General features: G+C 73.9%; 11 protein-coding genes. 4 read left to right on the top strand and 7 right to left on the bottom strand.

Annotated elements, in window-relative coordinates; genetic code table 11:
- The first annotated feature begins 426 nt into the window (after positions 1–426).
- Positions 427–1,827: a helix-turn-helix domain-containing protein gene (locus ACH4S9_RS33370; protein ID WP_398375304.1), complete on the top strand. Its 1,401-nt coding sequence runs from the start codon at positions 427–429 to the stop codon at positions 1,825–1,827.
- 20 nt (positions 1,828–1,847) lie between these two features.
- Here ACH4S9_RS33370 and ACH4S9_RS33365 read toward each other — a convergent pair whose 3' ends face one another.
- The 6 genes from ACH4S9_RS33365 to ACH4S9_RS33340 all read right to left on the bottom strand — a co-directional run bounded on the left by ACH4S9_RS33365 (position 1,848) and on the right by ACH4S9_RS33340 (position 17,202).
- Positions 1,848–3,596, bottom strand: a complete 1,749-nt coding sequence (locus tag ACH4S9_RS33365; protein WP_398375302.1) for an acyl-CoA dehydrogenase family protein — start codon at positions 3,594–3,596, stop codon at positions 1,848–1,850.
- Entirely contained in the window at positions 3,593–5,233 is a 1,641-nt protein-coding gene (locus tag ACH4S9_RS33360) for a cytochrome P450 (RefSeq protein ID WP_398375301.1), read from the bottom strand. Before ACH4S9_RS33360 ends, ACH4S9_RS33365 begins: the two co-directional genes overlap by 4 nt.
- A 76-nt stretch (positions 5,234–5,309) precedes the next feature.
- A complete protein-coding gene (locus tag ACH4S9_RS33355; protein ID WP_385345023.1) occupies positions 5,310–6,080 on the bottom strand; it encodes an SDR family NAD(P)-dependent oxidoreductase in 771 nt (256 codons plus the stop codon).
- Between the two features lie 51 nt (positions 6,081–6,131).
- A complete protein-coding gene (gene gntD, locus ACH4S9_RS33350; RefSeq protein WP_385345020.1) occupies positions 6,132–7,211 on the bottom strand; it encodes a guanitoxin biosynthesis L-enduracididine beta-hydroxylase GntD in 1,080 nt (359 codons plus the stop codon).
- Positions 7,212–7,411: 200 nt separating this feature from the next.
- The gene (locus tag ACH4S9_RS33345) at positions 7,412–13,942 is read right to left on the bottom strand and encodes an amino acid adenylation domain-containing protein (RefSeq protein ID WP_398375298.1); all 6,531 of its coding nucleotides are present in this window, start codon (positions 13,940–13,942) and stop codon (positions 7,412–7,414) included.
- The gene (locus ACH4S9_RS33340) at positions 13,939–17,202 is read right to left on the bottom strand and encodes an amino acid adenylation domain-containing protein (RefSeq protein ID WP_398375297.1); all 3,264 of its coding nucleotides are present in this window, start codon (positions 17,200–17,202) and stop codon (positions 13,939–13,941) included. Before ACH4S9_RS33340 ends, ACH4S9_RS33345 begins: the two co-directional genes overlap by 4 nt.
- Positions 17,203–17,479: 277 nt before the next feature.
- On the opposite strand from ACH4S9_RS33340, the gene ACH4S9_RS33335 reads away from it, so the two are divergent.
- The gene (locus ACH4S9_RS33335) at positions 17,480–19,120 is read left to right on the top strand and encodes an AMP-binding protein (protein ID WP_398375295.1); all 1,641 of its coding nucleotides are present in this window, start codon (positions 17,480–17,482) and stop codon (positions 19,118–19,120) included.
- A 70-nt stretch (positions 19,121–19,190) separates the two neighbouring features.
- On the opposite strand, the gene ACH4S9_RS33330 is transcribed toward ACH4S9_RS33335, so the two are convergent.
- Complete coding sequence (locus ACH4S9_RS33330; RefSeq protein ID WP_311723192.1) at positions 19,191–20,207, bottom strand: ferritin-like domain-containing protein; 1,017 nt, start codon at positions 20,205–20,207, stop codon at positions 19,191–19,193.
- A gap of 204 nt (positions 20,208–20,411) precedes the next feature.
- Here ACH4S9_RS33330 and ACH4S9_RS33325 point away from each other — a divergent pair, with 204 nt between their 5' ends.
- Both ACH4S9_RS33325 and ACH4S9_RS33320 read left to right on the top strand, forming a co-directional pair.
- Positions 20,412–21,200 carry a thioesterase II family protein gene (locus ACH4S9_RS33325; protein ID WP_398375294.1) on the top strand — a complete coding sequence of 263 codons (789 nt, stop codon included), beginning with the start codon at positions 20,412–20,414 and terminating at the stop codon, positions 21,198–21,200.
- A gap of 65 nt (positions 21,201–21,265) precedes the next feature.
- Positions 21,266–22,225, top strand: coding sequence for a TauD/TfdA family dioxygenase (locus tag ACH4S9_RS33320; protein ID WP_398375292.1), 960 nt, complete (start codon positions 21,266–21,268; stop codon positions 22,223–22,225).
- The last annotated feature ends 40 nt before the right edge of the window (positions 22,226–22,265 follow it).

Raw genomic sequence — 22,265 nt, 5'->3', positions numbered from 1 at the left:
GGGGAAATTGCCGCTCGTCGAGGGGGCAACGAAGGGAGCGCCGGGGAATGCGACTCTGCGATGGCGAACGAATGTTTTGGGAGCGCGGAATGCCGGAATGCCGAGATGTCGGGGCGGCGGGATGTCTCGATACAGCCGCATCGGCAGATTTGTCAACTAGTGGACAAGTGGCGCCTTCCTGTCAAGGCTACCACTCCCACTCGGGCGAGTTGTCGAGTAGGGTCCCTTTCTTGCCACACCGGAACACCCTGGAAGTCGCGCCAATTGGGACGATTCGATGTCACGGGGATTTGATGAGGGTCGATTCCGCCGGGGCCCGGCCCCCGGGCCCCGGCTCATCAGGCGGCGCACGGTACGAGATGCGCAAGGGCAGCGCATGTGTCATCGCTAAGGGGGATTAACTCAATGGTAATTCCGAATGACTTCATGTCGTTCGACAGGACCGACATTCATCAGCTGCGGGACTTTCTCCTCAGTCAGCGCAGGATCTCCGGCTGGACGCAGGAGGAGCTCTCCGAGCGCTCCGGTGTCAGCGTGCGGACGATCCGCAATCTGGAGACGGGCTCCAATACCAACCCGCGCAGAACGTCGGTCGCACTGCTGCTCAGCGCCCTGGGCGCGGGGCCCGCCCCGCTCCCTGAGGCGGCTTCCTGGGGCGGTGACGACATGACGGTGGTGCCCGACCAGCACCAGGACGCGCAGTCGCACCGCACGGCCGAGCTCTCGCCGTGGCACGGCCCCCGGCCCCTGGGCGATCCGTTAGTGGGCAGACAGACCGATATGCGCCATATCCTGGCTTCCGCGCAGCGCAGCCGACTGGTCGTGGTCACCGGGCCCGGCGGTGTGGGCAAGACGCGGCTGGCCCTCGCGGCGGCGTCCCGGCTGCGCCCGCTGTTCCGCGACGGGGTCGCGGTGGTCGAGTTGCGCGACTGCCCGCCCGAACACCTCGACCCCGCTTACGCAGGAGCCGAGTTGACGCGCATCACACGGGAATTCACCAGCGAATCGGGGTACTTGGCCCGAAGGGTGCACAGCGGGCGAAGACTGCTCATCCTGGACGGCGCCGAACACGTCGCGCAGCAGACCGCCCGTCTCGCACGGCAGTTGCTCGACGAACATCCCGGGCTCCATCTGCTGGTCACCTCGCGCCGCGCGCCGGCCGCCGGCGCGGCCGAGACCTGGGAGGTCGAGCCGCTGCGCGTGGACGGGCCCAAGGGCCGCGACATGCCGGTGCCGAGCGCGGTGGAGCTTCTTCTGCGCCGGGTGCAGGCCGGGCTGCCGACCCTGGATCTCGCCCATCACCTCCCGATGGTCACCAGGTTGTGCCGGCTCCTCGACGGCGTGCCGCTGGCCATCGAGATCGCCGCCCAGCGGCTCAGATCGCTGCCGCTGACCTCGCTCCTCCAGGAGGACACGCTCTTCCATCTGCTCGGCCAGGCCGACACGGGGGGCCTGAGCGCCCATCGCACGCTGTCCGACAGTGTGCGGTGGAGCTACGACCTGCTCCCCGCCCCGCACCGGCAACTGCTGCGCGACCTGGTGGCCCTGCCGGACGGCTTCACGCTGGACGATGTGCTGACCGCGCAGCCGAGCCGCCGCCCGGACCTGGTGCGGGTGGCGCATCTGCTGGCCGAGCTCGTCGACGCCTCGCTGGTGCAGACCCACCGGGAGCGGCAGTACACCTACCGCGTGCACGCGCTGGTGCGGCATGTGGTGACACAGCTGGAACGGCAACACCCCCAGAACACCGCCGCGTCCGCCGACTCCGGCACCGCCCGGTCGGCCGAGCCGCTGCCCCTGGGCCGCGCCGGCCGGCCCGCCGCCTGACCGGGGGCCGGCCATCCCGCTCAGCCTGCCGCCGTTCCGGCGGCCGCCTTGACGGCCCGGAGGGAGAAGTACTCCGGGCCGTCGAGGCAAGCGAACATCAGCTCCTCCAGCCACGGCAGCAGCGCCTCGTCCGGCTCGGCCGTGGGGTCGAGCCGCCACAGCAGCCGTTGCAGTACGAGGACCAGCCATCCGGTGCCCCCGGCCCGGGTCCGCTCCTCCGCGAAGGAGTAGAGCCAGGTGTACAGGCACGAGGCGGCCGCGTGGTGGACGCAGTGCTCGGCGGCCCGGTCCTGACCGTCCGTCGTCGTCGCGTCGAGCGACTCTGCGGCGATCCGCGTGTAGAAGGCCGCGCGGCGCGCCGACAGCGCGTCAAGAACCTTGACGAGCGCGTCGGCCTCGGGCGGCGAGAGCTCGCGCTCCGCGATCAGCCGGGCCTCGGCCGCTGCCGGGCCCCACCCCCGGGTGATCTCGTCCTCGGTGGCGTTGGTCAGCCGCAGCGCCCGGCCCGAGGGGTGCCACACCGGGGCCTCCTCGGACCAGTCGAAGAGCGGGCGCAGCACGGCCTCCTGGCCGGGGGCGGGACGGTCGGCCACCCGGGCCACGGCGGGCAGCTGCGAGGCGATGCCATGGAGGTTGACGTGTGTGGTGCCCTCGAAGACGCTCGCGATCGCGTGGTCGCGCTGGAGCTTCTGGAAGGCGCCCGAGGCGACCCCTTCGCGCAGATAGCCGCGTGCCCCCAGGACCCGGGCGGCCTCCTGCAGGACCTCCTCGCCCAGCGTGGGCACCAGGTACTTGACCACGGAGGACCACAGGCTGAGCCGGGACGGGGCGACCGACAGCGAGCGGGCCACCGGCAGCGTCACGCACTCGGCGATCAGCAGATCGAGGTGTGAGCGCACCAGGTGCCGCCGGATGACGGGGATGCCGTAGATCTCCCGCCCGTACAGCACCCGCTCCCGCGCGTGGCGCAGCGCGATCCGCAGCACCGAGTCCATGGTGCCGAGCGACAGCGCACCGATCGCCGTGCGGGTGATCTGGAGCACCTGAAGGATCTGGGCCAGGCCCCCGCCGGGGCGGCCGAGCAACGCGCCGGCGGGCACCGCGGTCCGGCGGAAGGTGATCCCGCTGAGGTCGTGGCCGCGCAGGCCCACGGTCCGTACGAAGGGGTGGTTGTCCCAGCTCCCGGCCGCCAGCCGCCTCTTGTCGACCAGCAGCAGGGACGGGCCGACGCCTTCGACGGCCGCGTAGACGGTGAGGAAACGGCCCCGGGTGGCGTTGCCGACGGGCCACTTCTCCCCGGTGAGGACATACCCGTCGCCGTCCGGCGCCGCCGTGGTCTCATTGGTGCCCAGGTCGCTGCCGTGGTCCGGCTCGGACACCGCGAAACAGGCGAGGTCCCCGTCGAGGAGGCCCCGCGCCACCCGGGCCCGTTGCTCCTCCTCGCCCCACAGCCACACCGGGTTGACGCCCAGGAGCGCCGAGCCGAACATCACCGAGACCGTCAGATTGCGGCGGGCGAGCGAACGGGTCAGCAGGACCAGCTGTTCCAGGTTGCGCAGCCGGCCGCCGAACTCCTCGGGCACCAGAAAGCCGCTGAACCCCCAGGACCGGACCAGCTCCACCGCCCCCGGGGGCAGCTCGCCCAGCTCCTCGTGCGCCACCGTCTCCGCGTGGCTGAACGGACCGCCGGGCGCCGCCGGGTCGCCGAGCACCCGCTCGAAGTCCGCGGCCAGCGCGTAGGAGGGGCGGTCGGACGCCTCGCCGGTCATGCCGTGGGGGCCGCGGGGGCGTCGGCGCCGTAGCGGGCGAAGAGGGCGGCGACCTCGTCGTCGGGGGGCAGTTGGGCCCGGCCGCCGGCCACCTCGGTGGAGACGAACTCGATCACGTCCCGGACGCGCTCCAGTTTCATGGTCTCCTCGGGGGTCAGCGTCCGGAGGCCGTACAGGTCCTCCAGGTTGTAGCCGAGTTCCGCGAGCACGAGGGAGTGGAAACCGAGGTCGCCGACGAGCCGGTGGTCGAGCTCGACCTGGTCGAGCTTGCGCGGGGCGACCAGGCGGACCATGCCGCACACCACGGGGGAGACCGCTTCGGCGCCGACGGCGGCAGGAGTGTGAGTCATGTTTCCGACGGTAAGCGCGGCCGAGGACGCCTCCCAGGCAACGGGCCCGGCAAGCACTCGGCAACTCGGCGTGAGGGCGACCGGCAGAGCCGACATGCCGCTCAGGAAGTTGGAGTACACATACCGGGGCGGGCCCGCCGGCTCGGCCTTGGCGACGAGTTGCCGCAGACTCTCCAGCAGGGCCGTCAGCTCGGCGCGGGCCAGGAACGCGCCGAGGCAGAAGTGCGAGCCATGGGCGAACGACAGGTGTTTGTTGGGGGTGCGGGACAGGTCGAAGTCGTCCGGCCGGTCGAAGACCCGCTCGTCGCGGTTGGCGGAGGCCAACCAGGTGACCACGATGTCGCCCTCCTCGACGAACCGGTCGTCCAGGAGGACGTCCCGGGTCGCGGTCCGGCCGCTGTGCAGCGCCGGGGTGGTCCAGCGCAGCACCTCCTCGACGGCCGGGGCGATCTCGGCCCGGCCGTCGGACAGCGCCCGCCACTGGTCCTCGCGCTCCATCAGCGCGTGCAGCCCGCCGACCATCGCGAAGCGGGTCGTCTCGTGTCCGCCCATGATGATGCTGTAGCAGTTGAAGACGATCTCCTCGTGCGTCAGCGGCCTGCCGTCGATCTCCCGGGTCACCAGGAGGCTGACCACGTCGTCGTACGGTTTGGCGCGGCGCTGCGCGGCCAGTTCCGAGAAGTAGAGCAGCAGGCCGTTCCGGGACGCCCAGGTCGCCTCCTCGGTGGGCGCGCCGTCCGCGGACGACAGCGCGCCGGAGGTGAGGTCGATGATGTGCCGCCGTTCGGAGGCCGGGACGCCGAGCAGGTCGCAGATGGCGGCGAGCGGGATGTGCGCGGCCACCTCGGCGGCGAAGTCCACCTCGCCCCGCTCCACCGCCTCCTCGACCAGCGCGTGGGTGCCACGCCGGACGCTGTCGACCACCACCTCCAGGGAGCGCGGCGAGAACGGCTTCAGCAGGGCGCTGCGGAGCGCCTGGTGCGGCCTGCCGTCGGTGACGGCGAGCATCTTCCCGGCCGCCGAGTCGCCGCCCGCCAGCAGGGTGTCGAGCACATTGCCGCGCTCGGAGGTGAAGGTCTCGCTGTCGTTGAGCACCGAGACGACATCGGCGTAGCGGCTCACCACCCAGAACCCCGGGCCGCGCGCGGTCTCGGGCTGCCAGTGGACGGGGGCCTCGGTACGCAGCCGGCGCCACAGCGGCCCCAGGTCGTGGTGGGCGTGCAGCAGGGGGTCGGCGAGATCCAGCTGGTCGGGCGGTTGTGGGGCGGGAGCCCGGCGGGTGTCCATGGCGATGTCCTCGGCTCGGCGGCGGGAGGCGGAAGGCTGGGGCGGCGGGGCGCGGGGGTACGGGGTGGGGGCGCGCTCAGCCCAGCGGCTTGGTCGGGCCGGGGAAGAACGCGGTGGTCGCCCCGGCGGTCTCGGCACCGTCCACCACGAACTGCTGACCCGAGACGAACGACGCCTGCGGGGAGGCCAGGAAGTGGAACACGTCCGCGATCTCCTCGGGGAGGGCGTGGCGGCGGGCCGGGATGCGCTCGTTGACCTCGTCGAGCATGGCGTCGGTGTACTCGGCGCGCTGCATGGGTGTCAGCACCGCGCCGGGCGCCACACAGGCGGTCCTGATCAGCGGGGCCAGCTCGACGGCGAAGGTCTGGCACAGCGAGGCCACCCCCGCCTTGCTGGCGTTGTAGTCCGCGTAGAGCGGATAGCCGCGGGAGCCGTTGACCGAAGCCGTCGCGAGCAGCACGCCCTCGCCGCGGCGCAGCATGTGCGGGACGGCGTGGCGCCACAGGGCGAGGACGCCCATCAGGTTGACGTCCAGGGTGCGCCGGGCGTCGTCCTCGGTGAGGTCGAGGATGCCGTGCCGGACACTGATGCCCGCGTTGGCGATGACGACGTCGACGGCGCCGCGCTCGGCGTGCACCTGGTCGACGGCGGCGCGGACGCCCGACCAGTCGGCGACGTCCAGCTCGATCCAGCGGACTTGGCCGCCGCCGTCGCGGGGGCCGTCCGCCGTGCCCGGGGCGGGCGGCTGGAGGTCGAGGTTGACCACATAGTCGCCGGAGCGGGCGAACCGCTCGGCGGTGGCGTGGCCGATGCCGCTGGACGCGCCGGACACGATGACGGTGCGCATGGGGTGTGGCTGCCTTTCCGTGGGGGCCGCGGGGCGGTGCCGGGACCGGTTTCAGACGATGACACGGGGGTGTTCCAGGGCGTATCCGCTGAGGTTGCGCCGCAGATTGCGGCTGACGGTGAGCTTCTTGAGCCAGCGGTCGGTCCCGTCGTACCGCGGAGTGAAGGGGCGGCGGCCGTGCACGGCGCGGTAGTTGTCCACGACCAGCAGCGAGCCGGGGCCCACCGCGATCTCCCGCTGCACCCGCCGCAGTTCGTCCATGAGCCGGTCGAGGGCGGCCGCGGCCTCGGAGTCCTCGGAGGCCACGCGCATGAAGGGCCGGTCGATGCGCAGATACGGGTCGAGCCGGTCACCGAACAGCACGGCGGTGGGCACGGGCCGGTCCGTCATCTCACGCAGCCTGGCCAGCGCGGGGTGGCGGGGCGCGGAGTCCTCCAGCTGCCGGATGTGTTCGGTGTCCGGCAGGATGTGGAAGCGCTCCTCGGCGAGCACCGTGCGGTCGTGTTCGCTCAGCCGGACATCGCGGACGGACGCCACGACGGTCGGCACCAGGTCCGGGTTGCGCAGGCCCAGCAGCAGCAGATAGTCGCAGCGGTTGGGGTGGAAGCCGTCCTCGGTGTGGAACTCCAGCAGGCTCTCGCTGCCGTAGCCGCTCTGGCGCCGCTCGTCGCCGCGGATGGGCAGGATGTTCTGGATGATGCGGCCCTCCTGGAGGGTCGCCCAGCCGAACGGGTCGCCCAGCGCCAGCCCGCACATCGCCAGCCACAGCTCCTGCTCCCTGGCCGCCTCGCCTTCGATGGCCTCGCCCCAGTGGCCGGGGGTGGGGCCGATGCGGGCGTCGTCCACCGGGAAGCCGTGCACCAGGCACGCGGCCGTGCTCTCGGTGCGGCGGTAGGAGAGCAGGAAGCCGCGCAGCCCCGCGGGCAGCAGCTCCTCGGCCGCGTGGCCGCCGTCGTAGAACTCCGGCCGGTCCGGCGCCCCGTGGGTGTCCGCGAGCCGAGCCGCGGCGGCCCGCAGCTGGGCCGCTTCCTCGGCGTCGAGGTGATATTCGAGCGGGGTGTCCGGGCTGTCGGGGACCGGGTCGGCCGCCGCCTGGCGGAGGGCGGCAACGGCTGAATAGGTGCTTGTCATGTCGATGGTCCTCCACCGGGTCGTGACCGCTCGGGTCGTCCGTCGTTCGGTCCTGTGCGGCCCGCGCACCGCTGCCGGGCCGCGTGGTGGTGCCTCACGGGGCCGACCGAGCAGGGTCCCGGCCGTGTTGGCCCAGTGGTCGTGCGATCGTGGTGTCCGGCCACCGCCGAAAGGGGGCTCCCCCGGCGGTGGCCGGTGGCTCAGACGGGCTCCTGCCAGTCCTCGGCGAAGGCGTCGAGTTCGTGCTGGTCCAGGGTGACCAGCGGCTCGTCCGGGTCGGCCGCGTCCGTGGCCATGTCCGCTTCCGGGGCGAGTTCCTTCACCGCCTCGGCGAGCGCCGCCACGGTCTTGTGGGTGAACACATCGCGCGGCGCCATGTCCAGGCCGTCGGCGTGGGCCAGGGTGACGAGCTTGACGGAGCTGATCGAGTCGCCGCCGAGGTCGAAGAAGCTGTCGTCGATGCCGACCCGCTCCACCCGGAGGGCCTGTGCGAACAGCGCGCACAGCCGCTCCTCACGGGCGGTGCGGGGGGCCCGGCCGGCGGGGGTGCCGGAGAAGTCGGGGGCGGGCAGGGCGCCCCGGTCGAGCTTGCCGCTGGGCGTGACCGGCAGCCGGTCGAGGACGACCACGGCCGCGGGCACCATGTGGTCGGGCAGGGCGGCCGCGACCCGCCGACGCAGGGCCGCGGGGTCCGGCCGGGCGCCGGCAGCCGGGGCGGCGTACGCCACCAGGCGCCGGCCGGCGGGGTCCTCGTGGACGACCACGGCCGCCTGGGCGACCGACGGGTCGTCGGCCAGCACCGTCTCGATCTCGCCGGGCTCGATCCTGAAGCCGCGCACCTTGACCTGCTGGTCCGCCCGGCCCAGATACTCCAGCGCGCCGTCCGGCGTGCGGCGCGCCAGGTCGCCGGTGCGGTACATCCGCGACCCGGCGGGGCCGAACGGATCGGCCACGAAGCGCTCCGCGGTGAGCGGGGCCCGGCGCAGATAGCCGCGCGCCAGCCCCTCGCCCGCCAGATACAGCTCACCGGGCGCGCCCACTGGCACCGGCCGCAGCGCGCCGTCCAGCAGATGGACGCGCGCGCCCGTGACCGGGTCGCCGAGCGGCGGTCTGGTCCGGCCCGTCAGAGGGCGGCTCATCGTCGCCATGACGGTTGCCTCGGTCGGGCCGTAGGCGTTGACCATGCGGCGGCCGGACGACCAGCGTTCGACCAGCTCGGGCGGGCACGCCTCACCGCCCACGACCAGGGTGACCCCGGGCGGCAGGGCGCCCTCGGGCAGCACGGCCAGCGAGGACGGCGGCAGCAGCAGCGCGGTCACGCCGTGCCGGGCCACGGTGGCCGCCAGGGCCTGCCCCGGCAGCAGTGCGTCGGCGGGCGCGACGACCGCGCTCGCCCCGGTCAGCAGGGCGGTGGCGAGCTCCCATACGGAGGCGTCGAAGCTCGGCGAGGCGAACAGCAGCACCCGCTCGTCCGTGCGCAGCGCCAGGCCCGTGCGCTGCTGGGCGACCAGGGCGGCGATGCCGCGGTGGGGCACCAGCACGCCCTTGGGGCGGCCGGTGGACCCGGAGGTGTAGATGAGGTACGCGGTGTTGTCGGGCCGCAGCGGCGCCACCCGGTCGGCGTCGGTCAGGTTCGCCTCCGACAAGCCGTCGGTCAGCGCGTCGGCCCGCTCGACGGCCCGCGGGTCGGCCGGATCGTCGGGCCCGTCCAGGCACAGGGTCCGGCCGGCGCCCGCCTCGGCCACCAGGCCGACCGCGTCGGCGGTGGTCAGCACGAGGGCGGGCGCGGCGTCTTCGACGACCTGGCGCAGCCGCTCCAGCGGGTATCCGAGGTCCAGCGGCAGATAGGCGGCGCCGGCCTTGAGGACGGCCAGGACGGCGAGGAGCGAGCGGGCCGACTTGGGGATCGCGACCGCCACGACGTCCTCGGGGCCGACACCGCGGGCCACCAGCGCCCGGGCCAGCCGGTTGGCCCGCGCGTTGAGGTCGGCGTAGCCGATGGCCAGCGGCCCGTCGTACACCGCGACGGCCTCGGGCAGCGCCCGTACCCGCTCCTCGAAGAGCTCGGGGAAGGTGGCCGGGGCGGCGGTGTGCGAGGGGCCGTCGGCCGTGGCGCGGAACAGCTTGTGCTCCTGCGCCGTGAGCAGGTCGATCCGGCCCAGCGGCGCGGCCGGGTCGGCGACGAAGCCGTCGAGGACCTTGCTCACCCGGGTGAGGAGGGCCTGGCTCGCCTCGGCGGTGAAGAGGTCGGCGCGGTAGCTGAGTTCGAGACTCAGCCGCTCGCCCGGCACCACGACCAGGCTGAGCGGATAGTGGGTGGCGCCGGGCACGGGCCGGTCGTCCACGGAGATCCGCAGGCCGGGGACGTGCTTCTGCACAGCTTCACCATCAACGGGGGTGTTCTCGAACCCGACGACGGTGTCGAAGAGTTCGCCGAGGCCCAGGGCCCGCTGGAGGTCGGCGAGGCCCAGGTGCTGGTACGGGCCCAGCTCGGCCTGTTGGCGCTGGAGGTCGGCCAGGATCCGGACGAGCGGGCGCGCCGGGTCGAGCCGCACCCGCACCGCCACGGTGTTCATCAGCAGGCCGACGATGTCCTCGGAGCCCGGCAGCTCCGGCGGGCGTCCGGCGCAGGTGGCGCCGAACACGATGTCGTCGCGGCCCAGCAGCTGGCCCAGCGCCACCGCCCAGGCGCCCTGGATCACGGTGTTGAGAGTCAGGCCGGCGGCGCGTGCCGCGGTGGTCAGCGCGGTGGTCCGCTCGGGGTCGAGGAGTTCGGTCGCCAGGTGGGGCACGGTCGCGGCGGCGGCCTCGGCGTCGGGAGCGACGAGCGTGGGCTCGTCCAGTCCGGCCAGCGCCTCGGTCCAGGCCCGCGCCGCCCGTTCCCCGTCCTGGCCGTCGAGCCAGCGCAGATAGTCGGCGAACTGCACCGGCACCGGGCCACCGGCCTCGCCACCGCTCGCGTAGAGGGCGAACAGGTCGCGGAAGAACAGCGGCAGCGACCAGCCGTCCAGCAGCCCGTGGTGGTAGGACACCAGCAGCAGATGGTCGTCGGCGGCGAGCCGGACCAGGGTGACCCGCAGCAGCGGCGGCTTCGCGAGGTCGAAGCGCCGGAGCCGGTCCTCGTCGATCAGCTCGGCGAGGCGGCGGTGGCGCTCGTCCTCGCCGAGGTCCGAGAGGTCGGCCTCCCGCCACCCCACGCTCACCTCCTCGTGCACCGCCTGGACCAGACGGCCCGAGCTCAGGAGGGTGAAGGAGACCCGCAGGGCGCCGTGGCGGGCGGCCAGCGCCCCGACGGCCTCGCGCAGCGCGGCGGGCGAGAGCGGGCCCTCGAGCCGTACGGGCGCCTGGGCGGTGTAGACGTCGACGCCGTCGGCGGCCAGCAGGGCGTGGAAGTGCATGCCCTGCTGGAGGGGGGTCAGCGGCAGCACATCGGCGATCCGCCGGCCGTCCTCGGCCAGCTCCGCCCGCTCGGCGTCGCTGAGCGGGACCAGCGGCGCCGCGGGTGCGGTGTCCCGGCCCCGCGCCTCGCCGCGCGGGCCGGTGTCCCGGGCCACCTCGGCGAGCCCGGCGATGGTCGGGTGGAGGAAGATGTCCTTGGTGCTGACGGCCAGTTGGGCCCGGTGGGCGCGGGCCGCGAGCTGCATGGCGACGATCGAGTCGCCGCCGAGGTCGAAGAAGCTGTCGTCCACCCCGATTTGGGGACGGCCGAGCACCTCGCAGAACACCTCGTGCAGCACCCGCTCCCGCTCGGAGGAGGGCGCCCGGTACTCGTTCGCGGCCTCGAAACCGGGGGTGGGCAGCGCCGCCCGGTCCACCTTGCCGTTCGGTGTGAGCGGCACCGCGTCGACGACCATGACGACCGCCGGGACCATGTACGCGGGCAGTCGGCGCGCCGTGAACTCGCGCAGCGCGGCCGGGTCGGGGCGGGCGCCGGGCGCGGGGCGTACGTACCCCACGACGCGCCGCGCGCCCGACGGGTCGGCGGACACCGCCGCCACCGCCTGCGCCACCGAGGGCGCCGCCGCCAGCGCGGCCTCGATCTCGCCCGGTTCGATGCGGTGGCCGCGTATCTTGACCTGGGAGTCCGCGCGCCCGCGGTACTCCACGACCCCGTCCGGACGGCGGCGTCCGAGGTCTCCGGTGCGATACATGCGGGCGCCCGCCGGGCCGAACACATCGGCCACGAAACGCTCGGCCGTCAGGTCCGGGCGGCCCAGGTAGCCGCGGGCGACCCCGTCGCCCGCGATGTACAGCTCGCCGACCACCCCGTCCGGCACCGGCCGCAGAAACCCGTCCAGCACATAGACCCGGGCGTTGTCGGCGGGCCGGCCGATGGCGGGCCCGCAATCGCCGTCGCCGTCGCCGTGCCACAGCATCGCGTCGACCGTGCACTCGGCGGGGCCGTAGAGGTTGTACACCGACAGGCCGGGCACGCCCCGCAGTTCGGTCCACAGGTCGTCGCCGACCTCCTCGCCGCCGAGCGCCAGCACACCGATCCGATGCCGCTCCCCCGACGCCTCGAACATGCCCGCGGCCAGCATCTGGCGGGCGACGGACGGCGTGGTGTCGAGCACGTCGACCGCCGCCGCCATCGCGTGGTCGACCAGGGCCAGGGCGTCCCTGCGCACGGTGTCGTCGACGATGTGCAGCGCGTTCCCGGCGACCATCCACAGCAACTGGCTGAACGAGGCGTCGAAACCCAGCGAGTTGGTGAGCGCCGCCCGCAGCGGCCGGCCGCCCGCCCGGGCGCGCTCCGGTGCGAAGAAGTTCGCCCGGTGGCTGTGGAACATGTTGGCCAGGTTGCGGTGCTCGACCGCGACCCCCTTGGGGCGGCCGGTGGAGCCGGAGGTGTAGATCACATACGCCAGGTGGCCGGGCAGCGGCGCGTCGGGGCGTTCTCCGGCGCCCGGGTCCGTGGCCTCGTCGAGCGGTTCCGCCTCGTCGACCCGGAGCACGGGCACCCCTTCGGGCACCGTGTGCGCGGTGGCGGCGGTGGCCAGGACGAGGGCCGGTGCGGCCTCCGCGCAGATGGCCGCGATCCGCTCCAGCGGGTGCTCGGTGTCGAGGGGCAGATAGCCGGCGCCCGACTTCCAGACCGCCCAGATCGCCGTCACCGCGGCCGCGGTACGGGGCAGGGCGACGCCGACGAGCCGGTCCGGGCCCGCGCCGTGGGCGACCAGCAGCCGGGCCAGCCGGTCGGCGTCGGCGTTGAGCCGCTCGAAGGTCAGGGTGGTGGCGCCGTCGGTGACGGCCACCGCGTCGGGTGTCGCGCGCGCCTGCTCCTCGAACAGCTCGGGCAGGGTCCGGTCCGGGTGCGCCACGCTCCGGCCGCTCGACGCCCGCAGGACGGTCCACCGCTCGGCGTCGGAGCACAGCGGCAGCCGCCCGGCGGGCAGCTCGGGCCGGTCGGCGATGTCCCGCATCAGGGCGCACAGTCGGCGCAGCACCTCGGCCGCCGCCTCGCCGGTGCAGACGTCGTCGCGGTAGTTGAGTTCGAAGCGGAGCCGGGCGCCGGGGTGGACGGCCAGGCTCAGCGGGTAGTGGGTGCCCTCGAACGCGTCCTCGACGGCGTCGCGCAGCAGGGTCACCGCGAGCCCCTCGACCGAGGAGCCCTGGACGGCCTGTTCGACGGGGACGTTCTCGAAGGCGACGGTGGTGTCGAAGAGTTCGGTGGCGCCGACGGCTCGGTGAATGTCGGCGAGGCCCAGATACTCGTGCGCGGTCAGGGCCGCCTGCTCGCGCTGGATGCGGGCCAGCAGGTCCGCCACGGGCTCGGCCGGGTCCACCCGGACCCGGGCGGGCACCGTGTTCATCATCAGCCCCACCATGCGCTCGCTGCCCGGGAGCTGGGGCGGGCGCCCGGCGACGGTGTTGCCGTAGACGACGTCCCGCCGTCCGGTGAGCAGCGTCAGCAGCAGCGCCCAGGCGCCCTGGACCACGGTGTTGGTGGTGAGCTCCCGCGACCGGGCGGCGGCGGTGAGCCGTGCCGTCTCGGCCTCGGTCAGCTCGGCGACGACGCGCTGCTGGCCGCGGTCGGAGGTGCCGGTGCCCGACCCGCCCGCCACCAGCGTCGCGCCGTCGAGCCCGGCCAGCGCGCTCCGCCAGGCGCGCTCGGCCTCGGCGTGGTCCTGTGCGGAGAGCCAGCCGAGGTATTCGCCGAACGAGGGGGCGGGCTCCAGCCGTTCGGCGGTGCCGCCGTCCCGGTAGATGCGGAACAGGTCGGCGAGGACCAGGGGCAGCGACCAGCCGTCCAGCAGGATGTGGTGGTTGGTGAGCACGAGGACGTGCCGCTCGGGCGCCAGCCGCACCAGGGTGAACCGCAGCAGTGGCGGCCTGGTCATCTCGAAGCGCCGGGAGCGGTCTTCGGCCAGCAGCCGGGCGAGCCGCGCCCGGACCTCGTCGGGGTCGCAGCCGGAGAGGTCGGCCTCCTCCCACGGCGGCTCGACCGCGCGGGCGACGGCCTGGACGGCCTCGCCCGAGCGGCGCCGCAGAAACCCGGCGCGCAGGCTCGCGTGGCGGGCCGGCAGGGTGAGGCAGGAGCGGCGCAGCACCTCGGTGTCGAGCGGGCCGGTCAGCTCCAGGGGGGTCTGCACGGTGTAGAAATCGACAGGGCCGCCGGGACCGCTGGGGCCGCCGCCTTCGGTTTCCCCCTCGTCGAAGAGGGCGTGGAAGAGGATGCCCTGCTGCAACGGCGAGAGCGGCAGCACCGTTTCCAGGGATGTCTGTTTCACCGTGTTGTCTCCCACTGGGCTTCGAGCTCGTCGAGTTCCTCCGCGTCGAGTTCCTCGGCGTCGATGCGCACCAAACTCTCGGCGTTCCCGGGTGTCGCGGCCTCCGGCCAGGTGTCCTGGGCCACTTCGGCGAGCTGGGCGATGGTCTTGTGGCGGAAGATGTCGTTGCTGGTGACGGCGAGGCCCGCCGCGTGGGCGCGGGCCGCGAGCCGCATGGCGACGACCGAGTCGCCGCCGAGGTCGAAGAAGCTGTCGTCCACGCCGATCCGGGGACGGCCGAGCACCTCGCAGAACACCTCCTGGAGGACCCGCTCCCGCCCGGAGGAGGGCGCCCGGTACTCGTTCGCGGCCTCGAAACTCGGCGCGGGCAGCGCCGCCCGGTCCACCTTGCCGCTCGGTGTGAGCGGCACCGCGTCCACCACCACGACCACCGCCGGGACCATGTACGCGGGCAGCCGCCCCGCCATGAACTCGCGCAGCGCGGCCGCGTCGAGCCGGGTGGGCGCGGCCGGGTCGGTGTCCGCCGCGGCGACCGCGTAGCCGACCAGGTGTCTGATCCCCGGCCGGTCCTCGCGGACGGCCGCGACGGCCCCGCCGACACCGGGCGCCTGGCCGAGGACGGCCTCGACCTCGCCCAGTTCGATGCGGTGGCCGCGCAGTTTGACCTGGCCGTCGGCGCGGCCCAGATACGTCAGCCCGCCGTCCGCCGTCCACCGGGCCAGGTCGCCCGTCCGGTACATCCGGGCGCCGGGCGCGCCGAACGGGTCGGCGACGAACCGCTCCGCGGTGACCCGGGGGCGGCCGAGGTAGCCGCGGGCGAGCCCGTCGCCGCTCAGATACACCTCGCCCGCCACCCCGGGCGGCACCGGCCGCAGCGCGGAGTCGAGCACCCGGAGCCGGCCGCCGGGGACCGAGTGGCCCATGGGCGGGACGGTCCGGCCGGACAGCGGCCCGGTCTGGGTGGCGATGACCGTGGCCTCGGTGGGGCCGTAGGCGTTGACCATGTGCCGCCCCGGGGACCAGCGGGCGACGAGTTCGGGCGGGCACGCCTCGGCGCCGACGACCAGATTGACGCCCTGGGGCAGGCTGTCGGGTGGCATGGCGGAGAGCGCGGAGGGGGCGAGCAGCAGGCAGTCGACCCCCAGTTCGGCCACGAGGCCGGCCAGCGGTGGCCCGGGCACCAGCCGTTCGGACGGGGCGACCACCGCGGCGGCGCCGGTGAGCAGCGCCACGCACAGCTCCCACACCGAGGCGTCGAAGCTCGGCGACGCGAACTGGAGCACCCGGGTGTCCGGGGTCAGCCGGAGCAGGTCCTTCTGGTGTCGCAGCAGGGCGGCCAGGCCCGTGTGGGTGACGACGACGCCCTTGGGGCGGCCGGTCGAGCCGGAGGTGTAGATGACATACGCCGGGTGTTCCGGCCGCAGCGGCGCCCGGCGGTCGCGGTCACCGAGGTCGGCGTCGGCGACGGTGTCGGTGGGCGCGTCGGCGTCGTCCGGATCCGGATCCAGATACAGCCGGGGCACGCCCGGGGCCCGCGTACCGTCGTCGGCCGCGCGGGTGGTCAGCAGGAGCAGCGGCTCGGTGTCGTCGAGCATGGCGGCCACCCGCGCCCGCGGATAGTCGAGGTCGACCGGGAGATACGCGGCGCCCGCCTTCATGACGGCGATCACGGCCGTCAGCGCGGCGATCCCGCGCGGCAGGGCGACGGCCACCAGGCGCTCGGGTCCGGCGCCCCGCTCGACCAGGGCCTTGGCGACACGGTTGGCGCGGGAGTTCAGGCCGGCGTAGTCGAGCGAACCCGCGGCGGAGATGACCGCGGGGGCGTGCGGGGTGCGGCGGACCTGCTCTTCGAACAGGTCCGGGAAGGTCCGCGGCGCGATGTGGAGCGCCGGCCCCGGGGGTCGGCCGACGGCGAGCGCCCGGCCGCGTTCGGCCGCCGTCAGGACGTCCACCCGGGCGAGCGGGAGGTCCGGCGGGGCGGCCAGGAACCGGGGCAGGAACTCGCCGAACCTGGCCTGGTGCGCGGTCAGTTCGGCGGCGGTGTAGCGGTCGGGGTTCGCCTCGAACTCCACGCGCGCGCCCTGGCCGTCGGGTCCGGGGTGGCAGGTGATGTTGAGATCGGTGACCGGGCCACCGGACAGCGCGGTCAGGCGCGCCTCCAGTCCGGTGAACGCGGTCTCGGAGCCCGCCGGAACGATGTTCACCAGCACGCCGAAGAGCTGCTCGTCGGTACCGAGGAGGCGCAGGTCGCGGCGGAGTTCGTCGTACGGGTAGCGCTGGTGCGTGAGGAGGTCGCCGAGCCGCCGCGCGACCTGCCGGACCAGCGCCGCCCGGCCCTCCGCCGGGCTGACGGCGAGCCGCAGCGGAAGGGTGTTGGACAGCATGCCGGGCACGTTCCGCGACCGGGCGCCGGCGCGCGCGGTGACCGGGACGCCGATGGTGAGGTCCTCGGCCCCCGTCATGCCCTGGAGATAGCCGGCGACCGCCGCCAGCATCGGCACCGTCCACGGGGCGCGGGCGTCCCGCCCGGCGTCCCGCAGTGCCCGCAGCTCGTCCGGGGACAGGGTCGTGGTCGCCGAGAGCGCGCGCCCGGCGGCGCCCGTCGGCACCCCCGGGGCGAGCGAGACGGTCTCGGGCCGGTCGGCGAAGGTCCCCGTCCAGTACTCCCGATCCGTGGCGTGGTCCTGGGACGCGCCGTACTCCGCCTCCTCGGCCAGGAGGTCCCGCAGCCGGCCCAGCGGCTCGCCGGCCGGCTCCGTCCCGGCGGCCAGGGCCTCGTAGACGGCGGCGATCCTGCGCGAGTGCAGCACCGAGCCGAAGGCGTCGGACAGGATGTGGTGGCTGCGCTGGTACCACAGATGGTGGTCGGCGCCGATCCGCATGAGCACATGCCCGGACAGCGCGTCCTCGAACAGGTCGCGCGGGGTGGCGCGGTCGCGGTCGACCAGCGCCCGGGCCGTCGCGAGGGGATCCGGCTCCCCGCCGAGGTCGAGCTCCCGCCATGTCGAGCGGCCGGGCGCGGTCGGCCGCTGGTACAGGCCGTCCGGCCGCTCCACCAGCTCGACGTCCCAGCTGCCGCTCTCCCCCTCCGCGCGGCGGATCGCCCGTCGCAGGAGCTCCCCGTCCACCGGTCCCCGAAGCTCCATGACGGCGACCGTGTTGTAGGCCGGGTTGTCGGGCTGGAGGCGCTGCGCGTGGAACACGCCCCGCTGGGCGGCCGTGAGCGGAAGCAGGCCGGGCTCGGTGTCGCGTGAAGTCATCAGGTTCGTAACCGCTCTCTCCTGCGCTCCGACGGACCGCTCCGACGGACCAAGGGCTCGAATCTCGGTCGAATGCTGCACCGGCCGCGCGGCCACTCACCAGGCAATCGACCGGCAATCGCGGTTGCTGGTCGAAATGCCGCCCGGCCGCGGGCGAGTTACCGGCCCCTTGCCTGGTGACCGCGGGGCCCCGTGGCGAAGCTGTGCGGCAGCCGGGCACGGGGTCCAAGCGGCCCCGGGACGCACCCGGCGTGGCCACTTGGAAAGGACGGGGACGTTGGGAAACCCGGACCGAGGCCTGCTCGACTGGCTGGACGAGGCGTCCGCCGAGCGTGGCCTGTACTACGCGAACCACGAGGACGGCTGGGACTTCTGGTCCTATCGCGACCTGGGCCGGCTGGTGCTCACCACGGCCGCCGCGCTGCGGGCGGACGGCGTCCGGCCGGGCGATGTGGTGGCGCTGGTGCAGCGCTCCAGCCCGGGCTTCGTCGCCACGTTCTTCGGCGCCCTGGCCGCCGGCGCGACACCGTGCTCCCTCGCCCCGCCGTTCGCCTATCAGCGGGCCGACGAGTACGAGAGGCACGCCGCCCAGCTGCTGGAGACCGTGCGGCCCGCCGCCGTCGTCTGCGACGACGAGTCGCTGGAGCGCATCCGCAAGGTCGCCGCCGAAGTGGGCCTCGGCGAGCCGGTGGTCTTCGACCGGCTCGTCACGGACGCCGAGCCGCTGGAGCGGCCGCTGCCGCTCCCGAAGACGGCTCTGCTCCAGTTCACCTCGGGGTCGAGCGGCTTCTCGCGCGGGGTGCGGATCTCCGCCGAGGCCCTGCGGACCAACATCGGCGGGATGGGCGTCTGGCTGGGCTGCGCCCCGCAGTACCCCGCGGCCAGCTGGCTGCCGGTCCACCACGACATGGGCCTCGTCGGCTTTCTGCTGAACGTCGTCGTCACCGGCTTCGACGGGTGGATGCTCCAGCCGGACGACTTCATCCGCTCGCCGCTGCGGTATCTGCGCTGCCTCAGCGACCGGCGCATCGTCCTGACGGCCATGCCCAACTTCGGCCTGTCGTACATCCTGCGCCGGGTGCGCCCCGCCGATCTGGAGGGGCTGCGGTTCGACGCCCTGCGGGCCGTGATCATCGGCGCGGAGCGGGTCGACCCGCGGGTGCTGGGCGACTTCCACGCGCTGCTGGGGCCGTACGGCCTCGACCGCGGGGCGCTGGTCCCCGCGTACGGGAGCGCGGAGGCGACCCTGGCGGTGACCGGTCTGCCCCCGGGCGAGGGCTGGACGACGGGACACCCCGGCAGCGCTGACGACGGCGACGCCGCGTCCCTGGCCGGGACGGCGGTGGTCGGCTGCGGGCGTCCGCTGCCGGACAGGACGGTGACCATCGTGTCCGAGGACGGCGCCGAACTCCCGGACGGGCAGGTCGGCGAGATCGTCGTCAGCGGGGTGTCGATCGCCGACGGCTATCTCGGCGACGCCGGTTCCGCCTCCGGCACCAGCCTCGGCGGCCAGGGGCTGCGGACCGGCGATGCGGGGTTCCTGCGCGACGGACAGCTGTTCGTGATCGGCCGGCTGGGCGACGGGCTCAAGGTCAGCGGGAAGATGGTCTTCGCGGAGAGCCTGGAGACCCTGCTGCACCAGCGGGGTGTGCCCGAGCGCCGGGTCGCCGTCCTTCTCGGGGTCCGCGACGGCACGCCCACGGGGGCGGCCGTGTTCGCGGGGGTCCGGCCCGAGTGGCGGCGGATCGCCCACGAGGTGCTGTCCGCGTGGCTCGGCGACGCGGAGCTGCTGTCCGTCGAGGTGCCCCAGGGCGGCATCGCGGTCACCTCCAGCGGAAAGCCGCGGCGCCGCGTCATCTGGCAGGCGCTGTGCGCCGGCGCGCACGGCGCGCAGACCCGGCCGCTGACCGCGGACTGACCCCGCGCGAACGCCCCGCTGCCCGGCGCACGGTGTGCGCCGGGCAGCGGGGCGTTGTCGACGGCCCGGGTCAGCGGCTCGTCATCACCTCGGGGCGGACCAGATTCTCCGCGAGCAGCAGTTCCTTCACCCGCTCCGACAGCAGGCCCAGCTGCCGGAGCACATGGATCACCTGCTGGAACAGCAGCTGCCGATAGGTGGCCATCATCGGGTTGGTCCGTGCGAAGCGCAGCCCCTTGTCCACGTCGAGGTCCATGCGCTCCCACACCTCACGGAGCATGAAGCGGCGGGACATCAGCCGGATGGACTCCAGCAGGAAGTCCTCGCGCTCACGGATCTCCGCCGTGGTCGCCTGCTCGTACATGCCGGTGAGCGAGGTGACGCCGAAGGCGATGTGCCGGGCCTCGTCGCTCGCGACCATCTTGGTGATCTGCCGGATCAGCGGATCGCCGAAGCCGCTGCTGGCGAGCCTGAGCCCGGTGATCGCCAGGCCCTCCATGACCACCTGCATGCCGAGGTAGACGATGTCCCACCGGGACTCCGACAGCACATCGTGGAGCAGCGTCCCGAGCCCGGGGTTGACCGGGTAGACGGTGCCCAGCTTCTCGTCCATGTAGCGCGCGAAGGCCTCGACGTGGCGCGCCTCGTCGGCGACCTGGGAGGCGGCGTAGGTCTTGGCGTCCATGTCGGGCACGGTCTCCACCAGCCGGGCGGTGGTCACCAGCGCGCCCTGCTCGCCGTGGAGGAACTGGCTGCACATCCACGCCTGGTACTCCCAGCGGAACCGGGTGAGCAGCTCGCGCGGCACCGGGCTGCCCTCGCCGACGACGAAGCCGGCCAGCCGGGCGCCGTTCTCCTCCGTCAGCTCGGCACCGAACTGGACGTCGTAGTCCCAGTCGATGTCGGTCGAGGCGTTCCACTGAGCGGCCTTGTTCTTCTCGTAGAGGCTCCAGACACGGCTGTCACGCTTCCCGTAGTCCCAGTTCAGACACGCCTGGGTGAGGGACTCGACCTTCATCAGGTCCGCCTTCACGGCGTCCAGGACAAAGAGCGGCGAGTCGGCTGCCTCGTCAGGAACAGCGGTCATGGAAGTGCGATCCCCTCGGGCACAAGGGCGGGATGGTCGGCACGATCCTCATCGCGCGGGAGGCCCACCGGCCAGGCAGGCTCGGGGCAATTGGGCGGCAGACCGGTTGCCGGTCCCCGTGCCTGGCCAGGCCGCCCCCGGCGCCCCAGGATGGCCCGCCGGGGCCACCGCCCCGAGTGAGTGCCGGGCGACGAAAGGAGCGGGATGCGAACCCATGCCGCCGAACGAGCCTCCCACCCCGCGAGCACACCGGCGCACGGGGCGGACACTCCGTGGATCGTCGGCCGGGTGACCGCGCCCAGTCCCCGGCTGCGGCTGTTCTGTCTGCCCCAGGCGGGCGGCAGCGCCGGGTCGTTCGCCCCCTGGCGGCTCACCCCGCCCGACGGCATCGAGCTGGCGACGGTGGAGCTGCCCGGCCGCGGGGTGCGCAGCGCGGAGCCGGTGCCGGGCACCCTGGAGGAGCTGGCCGACGCCGTGCTCGACGGCATCTCGGACGAGCTCGACCTGCCGTACGCGCTCTTCGGCCACAGCTTCGGCGCGCTCCTCGGCTACGAACTCACCGTCCGTGCCGCCCGGCGCGGCCTGCGCGCGCCCCGCGCGCTGCTGGTCTCCGCGTGCCGGGCGCCGCACGCCGCGGTGCCCAAGCGGATCTCGGACCGGGACGACCAGGGGCTGCTGGCCTGGCTGGAGGGGTTCGGCGGCTTCCCTCCCGGCCTTCGGGAGTACCCGTCGTATCTGAGCTACGCGCTGCGTACGGTCCGCCGCGACCTGGCCCTCACCGAGGCGTACCGGAGCGTCGGGCCGGTGCCGGTGGGCTGTCCGCTGCATGTCCTCGGCGGTGCCGAGGACCCGTTGGTGGGCCGGGCCCAGTTGGAGCGCTGGCGCGCGTGTGCCTCGGGCGGGTTCACGCTCCAACTGCTGCCCGGCGGGCACGACTACCTCTTCACCGACGCTCCGGCCGTGCTCGGCGCCGTCGCCGCGGTGCTCGGCTGACCGGTGGCGTTCTCACCGATTCCGGGGCACCGGCACCGGGCCCCTTCTCCAGGGAGTTGTGACGAGTGGACGAGCTGACCGGCATCACCGTGTTGCGGGCCGACGGCGAGCGGCTGGGGCCCTTTGTGCGCCGGCATCTCCCGGCGATCGACCGGGCCGTCGCCGAGACCGGCGTGGCGCTGATCCGAGGGGCGGACGCCGAGGGCGTCGGGGACTTCCAGCAGGCCCTGAACGGGCTCGGGTTCCGGCCGCTGGAGTACACGGAGCGCTCCACGCCGCGCAGCGAGGTGGGCGACGGGGTGTTCACCTCCACCGAGTACCCGGCGCGCGAGGTGATCCCGCAGCACTGCGAGTCGTCGTACGCCGGTGCCTGGCCGGGCCGACTGGCCTTCTACTGCGCCACCCCGGCGGCCACCGGCGGCGCCACCCCGATCACGGATGTCGCGCGGGTGCTGGAGGACATCCCCGCCGAGGCGCTGCGCACCCTGGAGGCGCGGGGGCTGCGCTATGTCCGGAACTACGGCAGCGGCGTGGGCCTCGACTGGCGCGAGGCGTTCCAGACCGACAGCCGCGACGAGGTGGCCCGGTTCTGCTCGGCGGGCGGGCTGGAGTGGGAGTGGCCGGAGGAGGACCGGTTGCGCACGGTGCGCCGGGCCCCGGCGACCCTCGTACACCCCCGCACCGGGCACCGGGTGTGGTTCAACCACCTGGTGCTGTTCCATCAGTCCTCGCTGCCGGAGGGGTTGCGGGCCGACCTGGTGGCGCTGTTCGGGGAGGACGGGCTGCCCAATGACGTGCTGTTCGGCGACGGGGGCCGGATCCCGGACGAGATGGTCGCCGCGGTCCGCGCGGCCTTCGAGCGCCGTGCGCGGCGCTTCGGCTGGCGGCGCCACGACCTGCTGGTGATCGACAACATGCGCTGGTCGCACGGCCGGGAGGCGTTCACCGGGGAGCGCCGGGTGCTGGTCTCCATGTCGGACCTGATCACGAGGGCCGACCGGCCGGAGCCCGCCCTGCGCGGCTGAACCTGCACGGTTGAACACGGTGTTGGACCGCGCGCACCGG

The sequence above is a fragment of the Streptomyces sp. NPDC021225 genome, from assembly GCF_044332865.1.
Taxonomy (GTDB): Bacteria; Actinomycetota; Actinomycetes; order Streptomycetales; family Streptomycetaceae; genus Streptomyces.
The sequence above is the reverse complement of the archived record's forward strand: the minus strand, read 5'-3'. Positions and strand labels throughout refer to the sequence as shown.

Coding starts and splice junctions, on each gene's coding strand:
- ACH4S9_RS33370 (WP_398375304.1), top strand. CDS start 427: ATGTCGTTCGACAGGACCGACATTCATCAGCTGCGGGACTTTCTCCTC.
- ACH4S9_RS33365 (WP_398375302.1), bottom strand. CDS start 3,596: ATGACCGGCGAGGCGTCCGACCGCCCCTCCTACGCGCTGGCCGCGGAC.
- ACH4S9_RS33360 (WP_398375301.1), bottom strand. CDS start 5,233: ATGGACACCCGCCGGGCTCCCGCCCCACAACCGCCCGACCAGCTGGAT.
- ACH4S9_RS33355 (WP_385345023.1), bottom strand. CDS start 6,080: ATGCGCACCGTCATCGTGTCCGGCGCGTCCAGCGGCATCGGCCACGCC.
- gntD (WP_385345020.1), bottom strand. CDS start 7,211: ATGACAAGCACCTATTCAGCCGTTGCCGCCCTCCGCCAGGCGGCGGCC.
- ACH4S9_RS33340 (WP_398375297.1), bottom strand. CDS start 17,202: ATGACTTCACGCGACACCGAGCCCGGCCTGCTTCCGCTCACGGCCGCC.
- ACH4S9_RS33330 (WP_311723192.1), bottom strand. CDS start 20,207: ATGACCGCTGTTCCTGACGAGGCAGCCGACTCGCCGCTCTTTGTCCTG.
- ACH4S9_RS33325 (WP_398375294.1), top strand. CDS start 20,412: ATGCGAACCCATGCCGCCGAACGAGCCTCCCACCCCGCGAGCACACCG.